This is a genomic window from Pontibacter sp. JAM-7, assembly GCF_048548695.2.
Lineage (GTDB): Bacteria > Pseudomonadota > Gammaproteobacteria > Pseudomonadales > Balneatricaceae > Neptuniibacter.
In genome coordinates this window covers 185,807-204,282 of sequence record NZ_JBLYIF020000007.1, presented here as the reverse complement: position 1 = coordinate 204,282, position 18,476 = coordinate 185,807, and the positions used below count along the sequence as shown (strand labels likewise).

The window sequence follows — 18,476 nt, the reverse complement described above, 5'->3', positions numbered from 1 at the left end:
AGATTATTCTGATTGAGTAACAAAATACAATAGTACTTTGAACTACCAAAACTGAGAGAGTTGTAATGATTAAAGCAAAAGCAGCGATTGCTTGGGGGCCGGGTCAGCCTCTGTCTGTTGAAGAAGTTGATGTGATGCCGCCTCAGGCGGGTGAAGTACTGGTAAAAATCATTGCCTCCGGTGTTTGTCATACCGATGCTTTTACCCTGTCAGGTGACGACCCTGAAGGTATTTTTCCAGCCATCCTGGGGCACGAAGGTGCGGGTATCGTTGAAGCGGTAGGTGAAGGTGTTACCAGTGTCGCAGTGGGGGATCATGTTATTCCGTTGTACACCCCAGAATGTGGTGAATGTAAATTCTGCCTGTCTGGTAAAACTAATCTGTGCCAGAAAATCCGTGCGACTCAGGGCCAGGGTTTGATGCCGGATGGAACCACCCGTTTCTATAAAGATGGTAAGCCAATTCACCACTACATGGGTTGCTCTACTTTCTCTGAATACACAGTTTTGCCAGAGATCTCGCTGGCTAAAGTTAACCCGGAAGCGTCTCTGGAAGAGATCTGCCTACTGGGTTGTGGCGTCACGACCGGCATTGGCGCGGTAATGAATACTGCCAAAGTTGAGGCGGGCGATACAGTGGCTATTTTTGGTCTGGGTGGTATCGGCTTGTCAGCGATTATTGGCGCGACCATGGCGAAGGCCGGACGTATCATTGCGATCGACATCAACCCTAGCAAATTTGAGCTGGCGAAAAAGCTGGGCGCTACTGATTGTATCAATCCACAGGATTATGACGGCCCTATCCAGGATGTGATCGTTGAACTGACCGACGGCGGCGTAGATTATTCATTTGAGTGTATTGGTAATGTGAACATCATGCGCTCTGCTCTGGAATGTTGCCATAAGGGGTGGGGTGAATCTGTCATTATTGGTGTTGCCGGTGCGGGTCAGGAAATCTCTACTCGTCCGTTCCAGTTGGTGACCGGTCGCGTATGGCGAGGTTCTGCTTTCGGCGGTGTTAAAGGCCGTTCTGAGCTGCCGGAATACGTTGAGCGTTATATGCAAGGCGAGTTCAAACTTGATGACTTCATTACGCATACCATGAAGCTTGAAGAGATCAACGAGGCTTTTGACTTGATGCATGAAGGCAAAAGTATTCGTAGCGTCATTCACTTCGATCATTGATAACCATTGATCGTCAGGAGGTGATATGACTTTGGAGTTGAAAAGCAGCAATCGCAGTTTTTCCGGCTGGCAGAAGCAGTACCTGCATGATTCAGAGGTACTGCAATGCCAGATGCAGTTTGCGATCTACCTGCCGCCTCAAGCTGAGACGGCGCCGGTACCGGTGCTTTACTGGTTATCTGGTTTGACCTGCACGGATGAGAATTTTGTCCAGAAAGCGGGAGCGCAACGGGTGGCCAGCGAGTTGGGTGTTGCTATCGTGTGTCCGGATACTAGCCCGCGCGGCGAAGGTGTGCCTGATGATCCGGAAGGACAGTATGATCTGGGTCTGGGTGCAGGCTTTTATGTCAATTCGACTCAGGCTCCCTGGCAACAGCATTATCAGATGTATGATTATGTGGTGTCTGAATTACCGCGCTTGATTGAAGCTAACTTCCCGGTATCGTCACAGCGCGCCATTGCCGGTCATTCCATGGGTGGTCATGGTGCATTGGTGGCGGCATTGCGTAACCCGGGTATGTATACCTCGGTGTCTGCATTTAGCCCTATCTGCAACCCAACGGATTGCCCTTGGGGGCAGAAAGCACTAACGGCGTATCTCGGTACGGATCAAACCGCCTGGGTCGAATATGATGCCGCCAGATTATTGTCTGCTGTTTCGCATCAGCTGCCAATGCTGGTTGATCAGGGTGAAGCGGATAATTTTCTGGCTGAGCAGTTGCGACCTGAAGCCTTACGGCACGCGGCTGCAAAGCAGGGGTATCCACTGACTTATCGATTGCAGCCTGGCTACGACCACAGCTATTTCTTCATCGCTAGTTTTATTGAGGATCATTTGCGCTTTCACGCTCAATATCTTTGATGCCTTAGGGGCAGGTTCGCTGCCCCTTTTTTTGCCTAATTATTGACCTGCGTCTTATAAATGTATAAAACTTTATATCAGTCAGATCTTATTTAGGTTCCTCATGCAGCGTTCAAAATCAGGCTACGGCCAGCCACCGGAAGGCGACTCTCTCGACTGTCCTGTCGATGGGGGATCCCCACGTACATCTGAAACAATTCGAAATCGAGACGTAACAGATACCCAGAATAAACAATCTGTGGGTTTGTATTGTCGGATTTCAGGTTTGGCACTTAGTGCGGATGTGCCGCACTTTCGTTGTCAGCGTTGTCGTGAAACTTATTTGTTGAAGTACCGTTTTGAAGAACAGCCCATGTGTCAGGACTGTGCTCAGCGTAGTGGCCTTACCCGGTTGTTGCTCCATGAGCGAGAGGGCCGTGAAAAATATATTGATGAATCCCTGCAGCAGCGACTCTATATCTTAAAAGAAGACCTGTTGTCTGAGATGCGCAAAGAAATCCGGATGCAGCTGGAAAATGTCATGGTGCATCAGGAAAATGAAAAACGCGCTATGGAAGATGCCATTGAGCAAGCAGTGCGTAAGCGTATGCATGGCATGACGCCGCAAACTGAAAAAACTCCTTCGCCAGCAGGATCGCCGAGTGTCGAAAGTCAGCATAAACAAGATCAGGATCATCTGAGAGAAACGTTCAACGCGCAGTTGGAACAGCTCTCAGCCGATTTGCAGCGTAAAATTGATGCGGTTTTTGTGGCTGTTTCACAAGCACCTGAAATGACTTCTGTGCAAGATATGCAGCTGGCACAGCTGGATGCCACGCCAAGCGAAAAAGTCACTCTGCCGCTGAGGGAAAAAGACTTCGTCACTATTCCTCCCGGTACCTTTATGATGGGCGAGGCAGAGAAAGAGCAGCGTGTTGCGATATCAGGTTTCCAGTTACAGATAACGCCGGTGACGTTCGCGCAGTTTGATGATTTCTGTGATCAAACTGGTCGAACCCGTCCCAGCGATAGTGGTTGGGGGCGTGGCCAACGGCCGGTGATGCATGTCAGCTACTGGGATGCCGTCGATTTTTGTGAATGGTTGAGTGAACACAGCGAGTACACGTATCGCCTGCCAACTGAGGCTGAATGGGAGTATGCCTGCCGTGCTGGTACTTCAACCCGCTTCTGGTATGGCAGTCAGCCCGACTTGAACAAAATGCATTGCTCGCAGGAAAATATCGGTGATGCCGCGCGAACCCTGCCGGTGGGACACTTTCCGCCAAATCCATGGGGGCTATACGATACTCATGGCAATGTTTGGGAATGGTGTGCTTCGATCTATAACAGTCAGTACAACGGTGCAGAAGAGCTTGATGCCAGTCTTGACCGTAATGATGATCGGGATCGCGTATTGCGTGGTGGCGCCTGGTTGTACACGCAGGCGTTATGTCGCTCAGCCTGTCGTTATACTCGTTGGCCAGATGGCCACAATAATAACATCGGCTTCCGCGCGGCTCGCACCTTGGATTAATCTCAGATTACTGAAAATTTCTACGCCCAGTGCTCAGCCGAACACCGGGCTATGCCAAATCCCTACGCCGGCAAATACCACTGCTGCCGCAACTCGCACTGCATTCATCGGGATGCGTTGCATCAGGTAATCCCCCGCATAAACGACAGGTACATTGGCAATTAGCATGCCCAGTGTGGTGCCCATGGTTACCCAAAATATTGATTCGAATTGCGCGCCCAACAAGACAGTGGCGACCTGCGTTTTGTCGCCAATCTCCGCAAGAAAAAACAAGATTGTTGCGACGACGAATGGACCATAGCTATCGAAGCGGCTATCGGTTTCATCCTCTTTATCAGGAATCAGCAACCAGGCAGCCAGCAGAATAAAACTACCGCCGATAACCCATCGTCCCAAATCACTTTGCAGGAACTGTCCTAACCAGTTACCCAGCCAGGCAGAGACGGCATGGTTCAACAGCGTAGCCAGTAAAATCCCCGCAATGATGGCGGTTTTATTACGAAAGCGTGCGGCCAGTAATAAAGACAAAAGTTGGGTTTTATCGCCAATTTCTGCCAGTGCAACTGTCATTGTTGAAGTGAAGAAAGCATCCATGAATTGTCTCTGGGGGAATGAAGCTGGAAGCTGGCTATTATAACCGTACCAAGAACGCTTCTACAGCGGTTATCGGTATTTGCAAACAGGATCTATCTGTTTTGAGACAAGGCTTTTTATGTTGTGCTGAAGGCGCAGTGTGTCACAGCAATCATGCGAAATGAATAATTACAGTATCTACATCATGGCTTATGTACTTAGTGTGGAACATAAGTGACAGGTGGTGGATCTTGCCTGAGAGGATGGCGGCTTAAAGCGACTAAACGTTACTGAGAGTGTTCATGTTTCTCTTGTGCCAGCATGCCAGACATCGTGACAATGGTCCGTGCCATCTCGCGGGAAAGGTTTAGCAGGAGAATGCCGAAATCGAGGGGGTGTTCGCAATGTAGCTCGTAAAACAGGTCATTGGTTACCTTTACGACCAGGCTCTCTTTGTTGGCAACCGCCGTACCCTGTCGGGGCAATAAAGCGACCATACTGACAAAGCCAATCTCAGCGCCGAACAGGTAGTCACGCAGATATTCTTTGTGGCTGTTTAGGCTTCGGTAATAAGCAATTGAGCCATTGAGGACAACATAAAAAGAATCGCCTTTCTCGCCTGCTTTAAAGAGCACATCGCCTTGATTGAGTTCTAGCAATTGCCCTTGTCGCAGCACAGCCTCGAGTGCCAGATTAGACAGAGCGCCTAAGGTTGATGCGTTCTTGAAATACTCAATACCTAGTTGATCAATTACCTGGCCTGCGTCCACCTGTTGCATGGCAAATACCCTTTGTCTGGGATCAAGTCAGCAGCTGCATCGCTTTCTATTTAGTATGGTACAGAGCGCGATCTGAAGCTAGCGTTGCGAGCTGATTCGGGGGTGTTTTGTCTTTAAAATCATTGGACTGTGTTGGCTCTTGTCGTCAAAGGAAGCTATATACAGTGCTGTGATACCAGCTACAGAGAGACCCCTGTTGCGTTAGAGTCACCTCTCCTTATCTACTTGCTGGTGGCTCGGTAGTATCGGTATGGGATATGAATCTGTGGTGAACGTGACCTTTCAGGTCAGCGTTTTTCATGGGGGGCTCGTGTTTATTTGATATGGGTCAGGTTAGTCTTGGTTAGTCGGATATTAGGAATGCAACGCATGGTTTTGAGATTAAAGTGGCGGTAAATCCAAGTTATCAAAGAGCTGAAAAGTGACCCAACTGCATCCACATAAGCCAACCAAAATGCTTCATCTAATGACATGATTTATCTTCAATGCTACTTTTACTTTAGCCTTGTTAATAATATGACTATCAAAGTAAACAGCTAATTACAGAGGGGTCATTTCGGTCGTGAGTAATTTAATTCACATCATTTACGTTAGTCAGTCTGACATGGCATGGGATGATTCAAAAATAAAGGAAATTTTGAGCGCGGCAAGGCAGTCGAATTCACAATTGGATATAACAGGCATGCTGCTTTTTGATGGTGGAAGTTTTTTTCAGGTATTAGAAGGCGACAAAGTTGCCGTGCGTAAATTGTATGAGAAGATCAAAAGAGACAAACGACATCAAAAACTAGTTAAAGTCATCGAAGAACCTATCGAAAGTCGATCTTTTAGTGACTGGACTATGGGTTATTCTGCGCTTAGTAAGGAAGAAATTGCAAGAGCCGAGGGGATGAATGATTTCTTCAAAGGTGATAATTGCCTCGTAGATCTAGATGAAGGGCGTGCGCAAAAACTTCTAGAAGCATTTAAGCAAGGTAGGTGGCGTATCAAATGAATCAAGTTAAAAATTTCCGAAAAATGCAATGTTCTGCTTGCCTTAATGGAGAAGGTTTCGATTATCCCTTCACTATGGCCTTTCAACCGATCGTTGATGTTAAAAGTAGGACTGTTTTCGCTCAAGAAGCTTTAGTTAGGGGTCTTGGCGACTTGCCTGCACGCGTTGTTTTCGAGCATGTTAATGACGAAAATCGTTATGCTTTTGATCAGGCATGCAGAGTTAAAGCAGTCAAGCTCGCTTCGCAGTTGAATATTTCTTCACTTGTTAGTATTAACTTCATGCCAAACGCTGTTTATAAGCCTGAGTTGTGTATTCGTACTACTCTTGAGGCAGCTGAACAATATAACTTTCCTGCTGATCAAATCATGTTTGAAGTTACGGAAGGCGAAAAGGTACTCGACATCGATCACTTACAGAATATTTTTGTCGATTATAATGAACGTGGTTTTATTACGGCGCTTGATGATTTCGGTGCAGGTTATTCCGGATTAAATCTTCTTGCTGGATTAGATGTCAAGGTTTTGAAGCTTGATATGGAATTGATCAGTAACATCGATACGGACAAGCGCAAGCAAGCGATAGTTAAAGGCATAGTGACTACATGTGGTGAATTGGGCGTAAAAATTATTGCTGAGGGAGTAGAAAAAAAGAATGAACTGCTAACAGTAATTGATATTGGTATCAATTTGGTTCAAGGATACTATCTCGCAAGGCCATCTTACGAATCACTAGCGAAAATTGATTGGGAGGCAGCTCTCGATTGAACTTTTAAGCTGCATTAGCTTGATCTAATTTTCTGGGGCTATTGCCGCGATGTTCCGATATATATCGACACGCTTTTCCGGGGCATAGCATACGTCTTTAATAGGTAGACAGGGGATATGCCCGTCCTATCAAACCCAGACAGTTGTATTTTATTCGAATCTGCCGACAACTCTGCTTACTTGCATAGTGCTGTATTTAAACCTCTCGTATGTTCTCATGCCATTGTCATTGAGAGTTAAAGCGATTTGCACATGGACTTACCAGCCGTTCTCATTGGAGCAATAATAGCCCAAAGCCTTGCAGCTTGTGTCTGTGCCTTTTCAGCCTTCGTTTTATTCCTTTTCGCTGTTTTATCTTGCGGGCCGTCCTTAACGCGCTCTCTCGCATTACCGGCATGGAAGCGATTAATAGAGAAGCCTAAAGCGATCTTGTACCACTTGGCGATATGATCGCCGTGCCCTTCACGCTGAACCTGATTAACGATGTCATTAATAAAGCCCGGACTGGCTGTGAAAACTTCACCACGTGTCTATGACAGAGAAGACATCAGAAGCTGAAACTCGCTACAGGTCCCCCGTACAGTTCTTCTACCAAATTGAAGTCGCTGTCAGTGGAAGTAGAGGTCGCCCTCATATTCATGGGCAGATGCTGCTGACACACAGAGAAGCTACGCTGTCAGGCATCAAAAGCCCTGCAAGACAGCACGGCATAGGATCAACGACTATACAGAAAAGTCTGACTTCAAGAAGAAGGCACTCAAGTTCGACCTACCGCGCTGTGATGCCGGATGGACTCAGTACACTACAACGCACTTGAATATCACTAAGCAGTTCATGGATAGCAAACCGCTCACCTGTACAGGCGATTGCTCAAGTGAAGCAGAGCACTCTGGGAGCAGCTAATAGAGAGGATAAAGCAGGGTGATCAGTATGATGTGTTACCTGAACCCAATAGGAAAAAATTAAACTTCGACGGCAGCTGTCAGGCGCTCTGCAATGCTATTCATGAGTCATATAGCGTATTCGAGACGCATTGCGCTATGTAGTTGGCCGTATGGATGATTGAAGAAGCGCGACTGCGTAAGAGAGGCTAAGAGAATAGACAGTGTTGGACACTGAGGTCCGACGCTTTGTTGCTTATAGTTAAATTGTTCACATGCCTTGTAATCCAAAAAGCCAGATTTTCAATTATTTATTGAAAATCTGGCTTGTGATGAATTTGGTGGGGTGGCGTCTACTGAATAGTCAATGTAACTACTTGTTATTAATAGTTATTATGTTTTCTTTTTTGTTTTTATACCCCCAGAAATACCCCCGCAATGCAAAGGCTGGCCCGGTAAATTAAGAATATTTCTTAGATATGGGAAAGGGTGAAAAGCCTACACTGCAACTGTGTTTTGGTTAACAAGGAAGTAAGGCATGACTGATACCTGCCCTGATTGTGCTGGTGGTCCTCGCCAGCAAGCCCTGAAAGAAATACATGCTATCCCCGGCAGCCGGATCTGCCGTTTGCCTCTTGTGGTGCCTACTGGCTGGAACAGGAAGGGAGGTGGGATCTGCTGTTGTTTGAGCAGGTTTTTAAACCCATCTGTTAGAGTTGGCGGGCTATGGCTCTAAAGAATAATGTTGGATACAATCCGCGCAGTCTAAACTTATAGCTAGATTTGGCCGATATATCTCGACAGACGGCGACCAAGGATTATGGTGGAACATGAACATTAATGAAGTGGCTGATTATTTTATAGCAAAGGCTGATGTCGAGTCGGGTGATAATATCACCCACTTGAAATTGCAGAAGCTGCTCTATTACACCCAAGGGTGGCACCTTGCAATTCATGGCCGGACTCTGTTTTCATCTACCTTTGAGGCTTGGGCTCACGGCCCTGTTTCTCCTGAAATTTATGCCCGTTTTAAGTCGTATGGATGGGACCCCATTCCGACTTCAGAGATTGTCACTGATTTCTCTAAGGTCTCTAGTGGCGACAGTGAGTTCCTTGATGAAGTCTGGGAAGTCTATGGGCAGTTCTCGGCTAAAAAGTTAGAAATGATGACGCATCAAGAGTCTCCTTGGCTTGAGGCTCGAGAGGGGTTGTCAGTTGAAGCTAGATCTTCAAAACCCATTTCGCAGAGAACAATGGACACATACTTTAAATCTCTCATGGAAGAAAGTGAGTAAAAAATTCCTAAAATTCCCCGCCAAAAAATATCGAGAGGCAAAAATATTAATCCTGGGCGTCATGCTGATCTAGTTACTTCTGATGAGTATGATGCTAATAATCTGACCCCACGTCTTCTTTTCAAGTATTTTGATGAGAAAGCAGAATGCCCTACTACTTGGGATAAAAATGAAGTTAAACAGCTGTTTTCAACATTTAAACTGCTTACAGACCAGACCTGGCAACAAGTGGTTGGATCGTCAGGTAAGGGAGCAAACAAAACTGGGTTAGGGTTCACTGAATTTAAAGAAGTACCAAACAAAGTTCCTTTTCCTAGTGGGTTATCGCCTGATCTTTCTGTTTCAGAGATAAGGGTCAGCAGGAGAGCACGTATTTTTGGGGTCCGACACAGAGAGATGTACTACGTTCTAAGGCTGGATCGAGATCATCAAGTATTTCCCGAAAATAAAACTAGAAGATAAAGAGTTACCTAAAAGCTTTTTATTTTTCCCTCAGTTCTGTTCGTCGGTTGTCGGGTCCTTTCTCTGTAGGCGGGTAAGGGTAGTTCGAGCCTCGACCTAAATTTAGCCAAATGGTTGTTGAGAGCTTTCCTTCCTTGGATCACTCGTCTTTAGGCTTTCTGCGGTTCAGGTATTCTGCAAGGGGATCAACTTCTACAGGGTCAATAGCAGCGACATTTGATCTAGTGGCGGGTGTCATACCGAACTCAGTCATCATGCTTTTAACCCGTTTCCAGGCATCTGAGCGCATCGCAATGATAGGGTGAGCTTTAATGGCTTCCTCGCCAGTTGTGGTTTTAATCCGATAGGTCCGGCCTTCTGATTCAATAACAGATGTTGTACTCAGGTATTCCAAATAGGCACAGGTCAGCAGCTCTAAAGCCATACCATCCAGTTTTGTAATGATACCTGCCTCGAACAGTTGATCTGCTAGGGTTTCAAATACGGCCCTTTCCTGATCGTTCAAGTGTTCAGGAGGAGTGGGCTTTTCTCGGCGAGACTTTGGTTCTGATTGTGTCTGTCGATCCTTCCGTCCAGTGCCTGTTAAGACATGAAGCTCTGTTGGTTTTCGTGGTCTGCTCATTTAAGTTCTCCAAAAAAATATTTCAGTTTTGACAGTGTGCGTGAATCACTGGGGCGGCGGTGTTCCGGTTATCAGTCTGTAGGGATTTGATACCCCCTCCCGTTAAACACACAACCACTGCCCTATAGAGGAAAATTCCATAGTGTTGCTGCTGGTGGCTCTGCGCCCCCACTGCCAGGGGATGAGCTGGAAAGGACCCGGAGCCGGTATTGCCTCACCTTCCGCACCTTTAACTAGCTGATCTGCTTATCAAAACACCCATCTGGTGGTGAGGCCCATAGAACCTCGATAATTAGCCGGGAATCGGGAGTTGCAAGCCCGGCCCGTGGGGGTGGTTTTTGCCAGGGTCCCCCGGCATTGATGGCATTGCCAATGTTGCATTCTGGGTGAGTGTAAACAGGGGGCGGGTCTACGCCCTCGCAGTGGGTCAGGGGGGCTGGAAAGAACCTTGCCGGGGTGGTCTATCGGTCAGTCTTCTTAAAGATCCACCATAGCCAAAGACAGAATAGAATCGCAGCTAACCCTGGACGCTGAACCAGTGCTGCAACTATCAGAATAAGAACTACTTGCTCCATATCGCTGCCTGCGTGTCATTCCCTGAGACACTCAGTATAGCTTAGAGGCTGGCAGAGCTATTCAATTCTGCAAGCCATTCCTCAGTGGTCTGTTCTTCAGGTCGCTTCTTAGTTGCAGGTAGCTCAGCAGTAAGTGGCTCAATGCTTTGCTGATCGACTGTTTTATATTCTGCCCCCTTATCTTCAATATCTTGTAGGGATGTATCTCTGTTTACCTTTAACCTGTTTACCGTATTACCGTAGCAAATTGCTCCCGTAGTTAAATTTGGCTGTATGCCTTGTGTTGTCTGGGTTTGAGCGGATTCCTTACACACGCTGCTTACACACGCCTTACTCACTTCATACACACCAGTTACACACGCCTTACGCACGGTTTGATCGTTCATAACTGCTGCCAATAGCTCATCGTGTGTAATGCTGAGTGGCTTGAGAGAGCTAGTGACAACCTTTTCACTTTCCTTGTAACAACCCGTCAGTATTAGTTGTTTCAGGTTGCCCATGCGTCTGTGATATGAGCAGTTATCTTTGCGCGGTTTGAATGGGCATAGCTGCCAGAATTTCACGAAGTCGCTTCCCGGTCTTGGCCTGAATTGTTTTTCAGGTAAAGGGGTGCCCTCTTTTCCGTGTTTGGTGTTCCTGTCTCTTGTCAGTTCGACATTGAAAATACAGAAAGCCTTTGTGTTGTGTATCAGGTCCAGCATTTGAATACTGGCACCAGCAATGTGAATTACGCAGCCGTTCTTTCTCTTGAATTCATATTGCCCGGTGCTATAGCTCTGATACCTGAAAACAGAAATGCCCAGTGCTACTCCAATGTCGTGGGCAATCCGGTCTGCGTTTTTTTGTATCCAGTCGTCAGGCACCTCTGAACCGTTCTGTGGCTCGATCAGTAGTTGACCTTGGCTAACAGATACCCGGTGCCCTTTACGCAGTACACGGGCTAACAGTGTTGATTCTGTCATGGCGAAAGCAGAGCGGCGGTTAAGCCGCTTTAGCAGGTGTAATAATCTATAAGCCATTCAGCCCATACCCGGCTTTCCTCTTGCAAGGTGTAGCGGGTAAAGCGAGCGTTAAACCTGCCGTATTTTTCCGGTACACGCTCAAAGACTAAATTGTGATCGTTAGCTAGGGTGCTGATTGTCGAATGCAAACATGATTCACCGTAAAGCTCGTGGGCTTCAGGTTGGATCAGTGAGCGGCGCAGCAGATATTTGAGTGCTACAATCTTTTTCGGCAAACGCTTCTGGCTGGTGCCCTCTGTGGCGGAGGGTGCTGGCATCTTATCCATGCTGTGCCCTCCTATGCGGCGTTGTCGTTGCTGGTGGACTCAGCAATGCGGTCAGCGATCCACTGTTGAATCACCTCTGAATCCCAGGCCACCAGTCGGCCACCTAATGAGATGGGTTTCGGAAATTCATCGCGGGACATTCTGGCGTAAATACAGCTTCGGCTGAGGCCGGTCAGGTGCTGTACTTCAGATCGGCGTAATAGTCGTTTGGTGGTCATTGGTTACTCCTCGCTTCCTATGTTGATATTGGAAGCAGGGTAAAGCTGATGGGTTAGGTGCCCAATTTTGCGGGATATTTCACTTTCGCTGAGGTTGGTTAGGCAATTTTCTGCAGGTCGTAGTCGTATGGTGCTCATTGTGTACCCCTCGTTTCCTATGTGGATTTGATGGGGCAATGGTTACTGTGTTCTGGAAGGGGAAACAGATAAAACCCCTTTTTGAAAAGGGGTAAAGGGGGCTTAGGGGTTTTCTGGTCTTCCGCCAGGGTGACTCCTGCCATCCCTCAAAATAGTGTCCATTTTTTCGGCCAGACTTTTGCTGTAACCCTTATCCATCAGCCACTGGACAACCTGCTCTTTACGTGGTGCTGTGTATGGATCTTCAGGGTCGTATAGCTCCCAGAATTTACTATTGGTTTCCAGCAAAACCAATAGCTGTGGGGATGTGTTAGCGTGTAAACCAAGGATGGGTTCACTCGTATCCTTTTTTGCAGATATATCGTTAGTTTTTTTTAGTTTTCTAACTTTTTCTTTAATGTTTGGTATGCCCTTGGAATCTGAAAAACGGCAAAGATCCTCTGTTGTAAAATAGATTCCTAGAATGCCGTCTGATGACCAATAGCTGTGGTTTCCAAAGCTGGAAATAATGTTGTTTTTGTGAAAATTGAATATCAAATGTTCAAGATTTGGTTCGCCATCAGGGAATAGCTTTTCAATTATGCTGTGGGTGATTCCGATGTGGCCGTGGTTTTTACCAAAGCAGCCAATGTAATCAGTTCTAAATGTGGTTGTATAAGGAGCAGCCGGGTCTGAAACATTGCGCTCCTGTCCAATGGAGTTGATCTGCAGATACCCATCTGCATATATATCTTCACACCAAAAAGGGTTGTTTTGCTTGTGATGCTGTTTATGGAAGGCATGTATCCAGCCATCTACTTTTACATAAAACGTCATTCCCTCAGCATCAGTCAGGTGTATTTTTGTCAGTTCATAAAAGTTCTCGGCACTGATGAATTCAGGTAGGTTTATGTTCATGGCATCCCCTTAATGCTTCCCTGCTGAGATACAGCACCAGCCTGTCAGGGAACAGGCGTTCGGGAGCTACCCTAGGTGCTGTAGAACGGGTTTTATTCGCTCAATGACTTCTCATATAGGCTTTTGATTTCTGTTACTTGGTCCACAAGCTCTGCCAGTAAGATTACTGCTTGGTTTCTTGTTATTCCCGTGCCTGAACATTCCGCCTGAAAACAGCGATTCAGATAAAATTCGAGTCGGTCGATTTTCCATCCCAGCGTGTCGCTTGCTAACTCCGTTGCCATGCTATACCCCTGCCTTGCCAAAGTTGGCGGTTATCACATTGCCAGCCAAAGCCTGTGCCTTGAGCTGGTCCAGGTAGTCGGCCCAGCGTTGCATCATCTCGGTACGCTGCGCCAGGTGTTTGGTGCGGTTGTAGGCTCTGCCGTTGGCATCCTTAACAGCATGGGCAAGCTGCTGCTCGATCCATTCAATGCGGTAGTTTAGTTGTTCATCCAGCAGGGTGCGGGCCATTGCTCTAAAGCCGTGGGGTGTCATGGTGTCGTTGTCGTAGCCCATCGTTCTCAGAGCCACCCTGATGGCGTTTTCAGACATACAGCGACTGCGACCACGGGCAGAGGGGAAAATATACTCTCCGTTGCCTGTGAGCCGGTGGAGTTCTTCCAGAATAGCTATGGCCTGTTTGCAAAGGGGAATGATGTGCTGCTGCTGGGTTTTCTCTGCCACCAGCTCTATACGCAGTTCATCGTGGTTTATGTCGCTCCACTTCAGGTGCCTTAGTTCACCAGGGCGACAGAAGAACAGGGCTGAGAGCTTTAGGGCGGCAGAGACTACTGGCGTTCCCTGAAACTGCTCTATAGCCACCATTAATCGGCCTACCTCTTTGGGTTCTGTAATTGCGGTGAAGTGTCGAACCGTAGGCGACTGTAACGCGCCTTTCAGGTCGGGGGTGGGATCTCGCTCTGCCCGTCCTGTGGCAATGGCATAGCGGAATATCTGACCGGCAATCTGTTTGGTGCGGTGTGCGGTTTCTACTGCGCCTCGCTTTTCAATTCCTCGCAATGTTGCCAGCAGTGCGGGGGCGGTAATGTCATTGATGGATAACTCCCCGAGCTGTGGGAACAGGTCTTTCTCCAGAGTGCGTTTTACCCGGCGCTGATAACCCTCTGTCTTATCTTTCTGCTTTGTGTCGAACCACTCAAGAGCGATTGCTGCAAAGCTGTTTGCTGTTGTGAGCTTATGGGCGGCCTTCTGAGCTTTCTTGTGCGCTGATGGGTCAATACCGTCAGCCAGTAATGATCTGGCGTTGTCGCGTAGCTCACGGGCTTTCTTCAAGCTGATCTCGGGGTAGACGCCAAAGGCCAGTAACTTTTCTTTGCCGTGGTAGCGGTATTTCATGCGCCAGTACTTAGCGCCGTTCTTTTTGATGAACAGGAACAGTCCTTTCTCGTCAGGCAGCCTATAGTCCTTTTCTTTGGCGGTAGCTGCTTGAGCTTCTTTTGCTGTCATCGGCATAACGTGGCCCTATGCAAAGCAGTGCTGATTTGGGGGTATCAGTTTTTGAGTGGGTAAAATACCCCCGTATATACCCCCTTATGGGTCTGGATAGTGGGGGTATCGAATGGAACAGGATGGAATAAGAGTAGGCCGCGAGCCCTGTATTTACAAGGCTCTGCGGTACTCTTAGGTCTTTCTAGGAAAGGAATTTGGTGGAGGTGGCGGGGTTCGAACCCGCGTCCGTCAATCCTCCGCCCTAAGCTCTACATGTTTAGGCTTCTCTATTGCGTTAACCCGTCGCGACCCGAGAGCCAGGGTGCTGTGGGCGAGCCTCTTTAGTTTTAACCGTTCAGCCTGAGGCAAGGCATCCGGGCGATTCTGTCTCGAATGATACCGAAAACCTCCTAGTTACAGACACCTAAGAGTTCGGCACAAGCCGACTTAAGCGGCTAGAGCGTAGTTATCGTCGTTAGCAACTATAACTGTGTAGTAATGGATTTACGTGATTCACTACACTCACGACATGCACCCAAGGTTTTGTAATCGGCGTCGAAGCCAAGTCACCCCCAGATAGTCTGCACCAGTGGCACAGATGCGCCAGACTAGCACATACGTTATGACCAGAATAGGAAAAGAAAGTTTTAGTTGGCGGCAAGAACCCGTTGTTTCTGGCGTTGCCAGTCGCGCTCTTTTTCAGTCGCACGTTTATCATGCAGTTTCTTGCCTTTCACCAATGCGATTTCACACTTGACCCGGTTCTGTTTCCAATACAGAGCCAGTGCCACACAGGTGTAGCCTTTGGCTTGGGTGGCACCGATCAGGTTGTCAATTTCGCGTTTGTTCAACAGCAGTTTTCGATCCCGTATCGGGTCGGCAACCACATGAGTACAAGCGGTTTTTAACGGTGTGAAGTGAGCACCAACCAACCAGGCCTCGCCATTTTTAAGGATGACATAGGAGTCAACCAGTTGAGCGCGACCTTCCCGCAGGCTTTTTACCTCCCATCCAGCCAAGACGACGCCCGCTTCGAATTTATCCTCAATGAGGTATTCGTGGCGTGCACGTTTGTTGAGACAGATGGTGTTGCCCGAGGGGGCTTTCTTCTTTTTGGTCATGGCGGGCGATTATATAGAGGCTGCTGATGCAATAAAAGCAAATAGGCGGACGCAGGGTCGGTTTAACGCGGCAGGCAAGCAGCTAAATTAGCGTGAGCATTGCACTTTTTGTCGTAAAAGTGGAATATTTTCAGCTAAATGCATGCAAGAAGCAGGAGTTGTTTGCCTATGCCGGATCGCAAAAGAATTCATGAATCATGGGGGTCTCGCTGGATCTTTATACTTGCTGCGACCGGCTCCGCAGTGGGGTTGGGCAATATCTGGAAGTTCCCCTATATCACGGGTGAAAATGGCGGGGGTGCTTTTGTTCTGGTCTATCTGTGCTGCATTTTGCTGGTGGGCATTCCGATTATGATGGCTGAGGTTATGATTGGTCGCCGTGGCCAGCAGAGTCCTATTAATGCCATGCGGGACGTGGCAACAGAATCCGGGCACTCCGGTCGCTGGTCGCTGGTTGGCTGGCTGGGGGTGCTGGCGGGGTTCATGATCTTTTCGTTCTACTCTGTGGTAGCCGGTTGGGTGTTGTATTACCTGGCAAGTATGGGGGCTGGGGATCTGGTGGCGATTGGCAGCGAGAGCGCTGTGCAGCGGTTTGAAGGCTTGCTGGCAGACTTTGATACCCTGATGATTTGGCACAGTGTTTTTGTGGTCATGGTGATGCTGGTGATCATGGGCGGGGTGCGCAAGGGCCTGGAAAATGCAGTCAAGTTCATGATGCCAGCGCTATTTGTGCTGCTTTTTGTTCTGCTGATTTATTCCATGCAGACCGGTAGTTTTATGCGTGGCTGGTCTTTCATGTTTGACTTCAATTTGGATCAACTGACTATGCAGAGTGTGTTGGTGGCTCTGGGGCATTCATTTTTTACGTTGTCGCTGGGTATGGGGGCTATCATGGCGTATGGCTCCTATATGCCGAAAAAGGCCTCGATTGGCGGTTCGGTACTGATGATTGGTGGCCTAGACACTCTGGTGGCTCTGGTTGCAGGTTTGGCGATCTTCCCCATAGTGTTTGCTAATCAACTGGACCCCGGGGCTGGGCCGGGTCTGATGTTCATTACCTTGCCGGTGGCGTTTGGGCAGATGCCAGGTGGTCAGGTCTTTGGTTTCTTGTTCTTCCTGCTGGTGGGGCTGGCAGCCTGGACCTCGGCGATCTCTTTGGTTGAGCCTGCAACTGCCTGGCTAACGGAACGCTTTGGCTGGCATCGCATTCCATCTTGTTTGGTTTTGGGGATCATTATCTGGTGTTTGGGTGTGGCGGCGCTGGGTTCATTTAATGTCTTGTCAGACTTTAAATTGTTGGGTTTCACTATTTTTGATTTTCTTGACTTTACCACTGCCAATATCATGCTCCCGTTGGGAGGGCTGTTTATTGCCATCTTTGCAGGTTGGTTCATGAAGCAGGTGCATAGTCAGGATGAGCTGGCTATCGGCAACGCTGTCTGGTTTAAAGCGTGGTATATTACGCTGCGCTATATTGCCCCGGTGGCGGTAGCTATTATCTTTATTCTCAATCTGTATGAAAAACTACAGTAAGGCGTAACGGACAGCATGACCCGGGTAGAACGCAGTGCACTGGTACTGCACAGTGCAGAGCAGATGTTTGATCTGGTGAATGATGTAGAAGCCTACCCTGCTTTCCTGCCTTGGTGTGCTGCTACAGAGCTGGTCAGCCAGTCAAATACAGAACTGGTGGCTACCCTGCATTTGGCAAAAGCGGGTCTTAAATACAGTTTTACTACCCGCAACCTTTTGCAGCGTCCTGGCATCATGGAGCTGAGCTTGGTGGAAGGGCCGTTTTCACAATTTCAGGGCCGCTGGGATTTTTCGCCACTGAGTGAGGATGCCTGTAAAGTCAGCCTTAATCTGACGTTTGATTTTGCCGGAAAATTGACCGCTATGGCGATGAGTAAAGTATTTAACCAGGTGGCGACTACGCTGGTGGATGCCTTTGTCCAGCGGGCTGATCAGATCTATGACAATTGAGGTCTTACATGATTGTTGAAGTGGCCTACGCGCTGCCGACTGAGCAAAAAATTATTAGGGTGCAGGTGACAGAAGGCTCGACCGCTTATGAAGCGGTTATGAAATCTGGCATTGTTGAGGTGTTCCCGCAGATCGATCCCGATCAGGATCCGATGGGCATCTTTGGTAAGGCGATGAAAGATCCGAAAACCACGGTGCTGACCGAGGGCCAGCGGGTAGAGATCTATCGTCCTTTAATCGCCGATCCTAAAGAAGCACGCGCTAAGCGTGCGGCGAAGAAAAAAGCGCAAAAGGGCAGCGCGTAACGCGTTGCCTGTTACTGTTCGGTGAGCGTTGGACCTGCGCCCGGGCGGAAAGAGCCAGCCAGGCTGCTGAGTTTGCCTTCACTGAAGAGTACCGCCAGACGATATTGTTCAATCTCACCGGTTTTGCCGGTTTTCTTGCGGTAGATATAGTCCCAGCGATTTTGATGAAAAGTATCGGTGACTAACGGCGAGCCGAGTACATAGCGTACCTGATTGTGAGTCATGCCGGGGCGTAGTTGGTCGACCATGTCCTGGGTCACTACATTGCCCTGGGGAACATCAATTTTGTAGACGCCAGGAAAACCGGAGCATCCGGCAAGGATGAGGCTGAAGAAAAGGACAATGAGTTTGGTTTGCATTCGAGTTCCGCTTCACTATTGAGCTGAAATCCGGATAATAAAGTCTCGAGCACATCTGAACAACCCCGGCCGGAGCCGTAGGGTAGTAATTGCATGCAATTATGGCTGTGTGTGAAGGGGTTGTCTGCGGCAGGCATGATAGATGGCCTGCTGTATTTGAATTATAAAT

General features: G+C 48.1%; 20 protein-coding genes and 1 other RNA gene. 9 read left to right on the top strand and 12 right to left on the bottom strand.

Features of this window, described 5'->3' with window-relative positions; translation table 11 throughout:
• Positions 1-65 precede the first annotated feature (65 nt).
• The 3 genes from ACFVYJ_RS11345 to ACFVYJ_RS11335 all read left to right on the top strand — a co-directional run bounded on the left by ACFVYJ_RS11345 (position 66) and on the right by ACFVYJ_RS11335 (position 3,559).
• Complete coding sequence (locus ACFVYJ_RS11345) at positions 66-1,184, top strand: S-(hydroxymethyl)glutathione dehydrogenase/class III alcohol dehydrogenase (protein ID WP_419415946.1); 1,119 nt, start codon at positions 66-68, stop codon at positions 1,182-1,184.
• 25 nt (positions 1,185-1,209) lie between these two features.
• On the top strand, positions 1,210-2,046 hold the full coding sequence (fghA, locus tag ACFVYJ_RS11340) for an S-formylglutathione hydrolase (protein ID WP_463255284.1): 837 nt from the start codon (positions 1,210-1,212) through the stop codon (positions 2,044-2,046).
• A 103-nt stretch (positions 2,047-2,149) separates the two neighbouring features.
• Positions 2,150-3,559 (top strand): formylglycine-generating enzyme family protein, encoded by a 1,410-nt coding sequence (locus tag ACFVYJ_RS11335; RefSeq protein ID WP_419415945.1) that lies wholly within the window; start codon positions 2,150-2,152, stop codon positions 3,557-3,559.
• 33 nt (positions 3,560-3,592) lie between these two features.
• Here the strand turns inward: ACFVYJ_RS11335 and ACFVYJ_RS11330 are convergent, their stop codons facing one another.
• Entirely contained in the window at positions 3,593-4,153 is a 561-nt protein-coding gene (locus ACFVYJ_RS11330) for a TMEM165/GDT1 family protein (RefSeq protein WP_419415944.1), read from the bottom strand.
• Positions 4,154-4,419: 266 nt separating this feature from the next.
• Complete coding sequence (locus tag ACFVYJ_RS11325) at positions 4,420-4,911, bottom strand: Crp/Fnr family transcriptional regulator (protein ID WP_419415943.1); 492 nt, start codon at positions 4,909-4,911, stop codon at positions 4,420-4,422.
• 562 nt (positions 4,912-5,473) lie between these two features.
• Here ACFVYJ_RS11325 and ACFVYJ_RS11320 point away from each other — a divergent pair.
• The 3 genes from ACFVYJ_RS11320 to ACFVYJ_RS11310 all read left to right on the top strand — a co-directional run bounded on the left by ACFVYJ_RS11320 (position 5,474) and on the right by ACFVYJ_RS11310 (position 8,848).
• On the top strand, positions 5,474-5,905 hold the full coding sequence (locus ACFVYJ_RS11320; protein WP_419415942.1) for a BLUF domain-containing protein: 432 nt from the start codon (positions 5,474-5,476) through the stop codon (positions 5,903-5,905).
• Positions 5,902-6,672 (top strand): EAL domain-containing protein, encoded by a 771-nt coding sequence (locus ACFVYJ_RS11315; RefSeq protein ID WP_419415941.1) that lies wholly within the window; start codon positions 5,902-5,904, stop codon positions 6,670-6,672. The genes ACFVYJ_RS11320 and ACFVYJ_RS11315 overlap by 4 nt, the downstream gene beginning before the upstream one ends.
• Positions 6,673-8,383: 1,711 nt before the next feature.
• The gene (locus tag ACFVYJ_RS11310) at positions 8,384-8,848 is read left to right on the top strand and encodes a Panacea domain-containing protein (RefSeq protein ID WP_419415940.1); all 465 of its coding nucleotides are present in this window, start codon (positions 8,384-8,386) and stop codon (positions 8,846-8,848) included.
• 601 nt (positions 8,849-9,449) lie between these two features.
• On the opposite strand, the gene ACFVYJ_RS11305 is transcribed toward ACFVYJ_RS11310, so the two are convergent.
• The 9 genes from ACFVYJ_RS11305 to smpB form a co-directional block, all read right to left on the bottom strand.
• Positions 9,450-9,932 (bottom strand): phage terminase small subunit P27 family, encoded by a 483-nt coding sequence (locus ACFVYJ_RS11305; RefSeq protein ID WP_419415939.1) that lies wholly within the window; start codon positions 9,930-9,932, stop codon positions 9,450-9,452.
• Positions 9,933-10,548: 616 nt separating this feature from the next.
• On the bottom strand, positions 10,549-11,526 hold the full coding sequence (locus tag ACFVYJ_RS11300) for a hypothetical protein (RefSeq protein ID WP_419415938.1): 978 nt from the start codon (positions 11,524-11,526) through the stop codon (positions 10,549-10,551).
• Positions 11,499-11,795, bottom strand: a complete 297-nt coding sequence (locus ACFVYJ_RS11295) for a hypothetical protein (RefSeq protein WP_419415937.1) — start codon at positions 11,793-11,795, stop codon at positions 11,499-11,501. Before ACFVYJ_RS11295 ends, ACFVYJ_RS11300 begins: the two co-directional genes overlap by 28 nt.
• Before the next feature lie 11 nt (positions 11,796-11,806).
• Complete coding sequence (locus ACFVYJ_RS11290; RefSeq protein ID WP_419415936.1) at positions 11,807-12,013, bottom strand: helix-turn-helix transcriptional regulator; 207 nt, start codon at positions 12,011-12,013, stop codon at positions 11,807-11,809.
• Between the two features lie 240 nt (positions 12,014-12,253).
• Positions 12,254-13,048, bottom strand: a complete 795-nt coding sequence (locus tag ACFVYJ_RS11285) for a hypothetical protein (protein ID WP_419415935.1) — start codon at positions 13,046-13,048, stop codon at positions 12,254-12,256.
• Positions 13,049-13,140: 92 nt separating this feature from the next.
• Positions 13,141-13,332: a hypothetical protein gene (locus tag ACFVYJ_RS11280; RefSeq protein ID WP_419415934.1), complete on the bottom strand. Its 192-nt coding sequence runs from the start codon at positions 13,330-13,332 to the stop codon at positions 13,141-13,143.
• A gap of 1 nt (position 13,333) precedes the next feature.
• On the bottom strand, positions 13,334-14,557 hold the full coding sequence (locus ACFVYJ_RS11275) for a tyrosine-type recombinase/integrase (RefSeq protein ID WP_463255281.1): 1,224 nt from the start codon (positions 14,555-14,557) through the stop codon (positions 13,334-13,336).
• 198 nt (positions 14,558-14,755) lie between these two features.
• Positions 14,756-15,113: a transfer-messenger RNA gene (gene ssrA, locus ACFVYJ_RS11270) on the bottom strand.
• Between the two features lie 73 nt (positions 15,114-15,186).
• Entirely contained in the window at positions 15,187-15,660 is a 474-nt protein-coding gene (gene smpB, locus ACFVYJ_RS11265; protein WP_419415932.1) for an SsrA-binding protein SmpB, read from the bottom strand.
• Positions 15,661-15,828: 168 nt separating this feature from the next.
• On the opposite strand from smpB, the gene ACFVYJ_RS11260 reads away from it, so the two are divergent.
• Genes ACFVYJ_RS11260 through ACFVYJ_RS11250 form a run of 3 tightly spaced genes read left to right on the top strand, consistent with a single transcriptional unit; the run spans position 15,829 to position 17,948 of the window.
• Positions 15,829-17,193 carry a sodium-dependent transporter gene (locus ACFVYJ_RS11260; RefSeq protein WP_419415931.1) on the top strand — a complete coding sequence of 455 codons (1,365 nt, stop codon included), beginning with the start codon at positions 15,829-15,831 and terminating at the stop codon, positions 17,191-17,193.
• 15 nt (positions 17,194-17,208) lie between these two features.
• The gene (locus ACFVYJ_RS11255) at positions 17,209-17,643 is read left to right on the top strand and encodes a type II toxin-antitoxin system RatA family toxin (RefSeq protein WP_419415930.1); all 435 of its coding nucleotides are present in this window, start codon (positions 17,209-17,211) and stop codon (positions 17,641-17,643) included.
• Between the two features lie 8 nt (positions 17,644-17,651).
• Positions 17,652-17,948 carry an RnfH family protein gene (locus ACFVYJ_RS11250; RefSeq protein ID WP_419415929.1) on the top strand — a complete coding sequence of 99 codons (297 nt, stop codon included), beginning with the start codon at positions 17,652-17,654 and terminating at the stop codon, positions 17,946-17,948.
• Between the two features lie 11 nt (positions 17,949-17,959).
• On the opposite strand, the gene ACFVYJ_RS11245 is transcribed toward ACFVYJ_RS11250, so the two are convergent.
• On the bottom strand, positions 17,960-18,307 hold the full coding sequence (locus ACFVYJ_RS11245; protein WP_419415928.1) for an outer membrane protein assembly factor BamE: 348 nt from the start codon (positions 18,305-18,307) through the stop codon (positions 17,960-17,962).
• Positions 18,308-18,476: the final 169 nt, after the last annotated feature.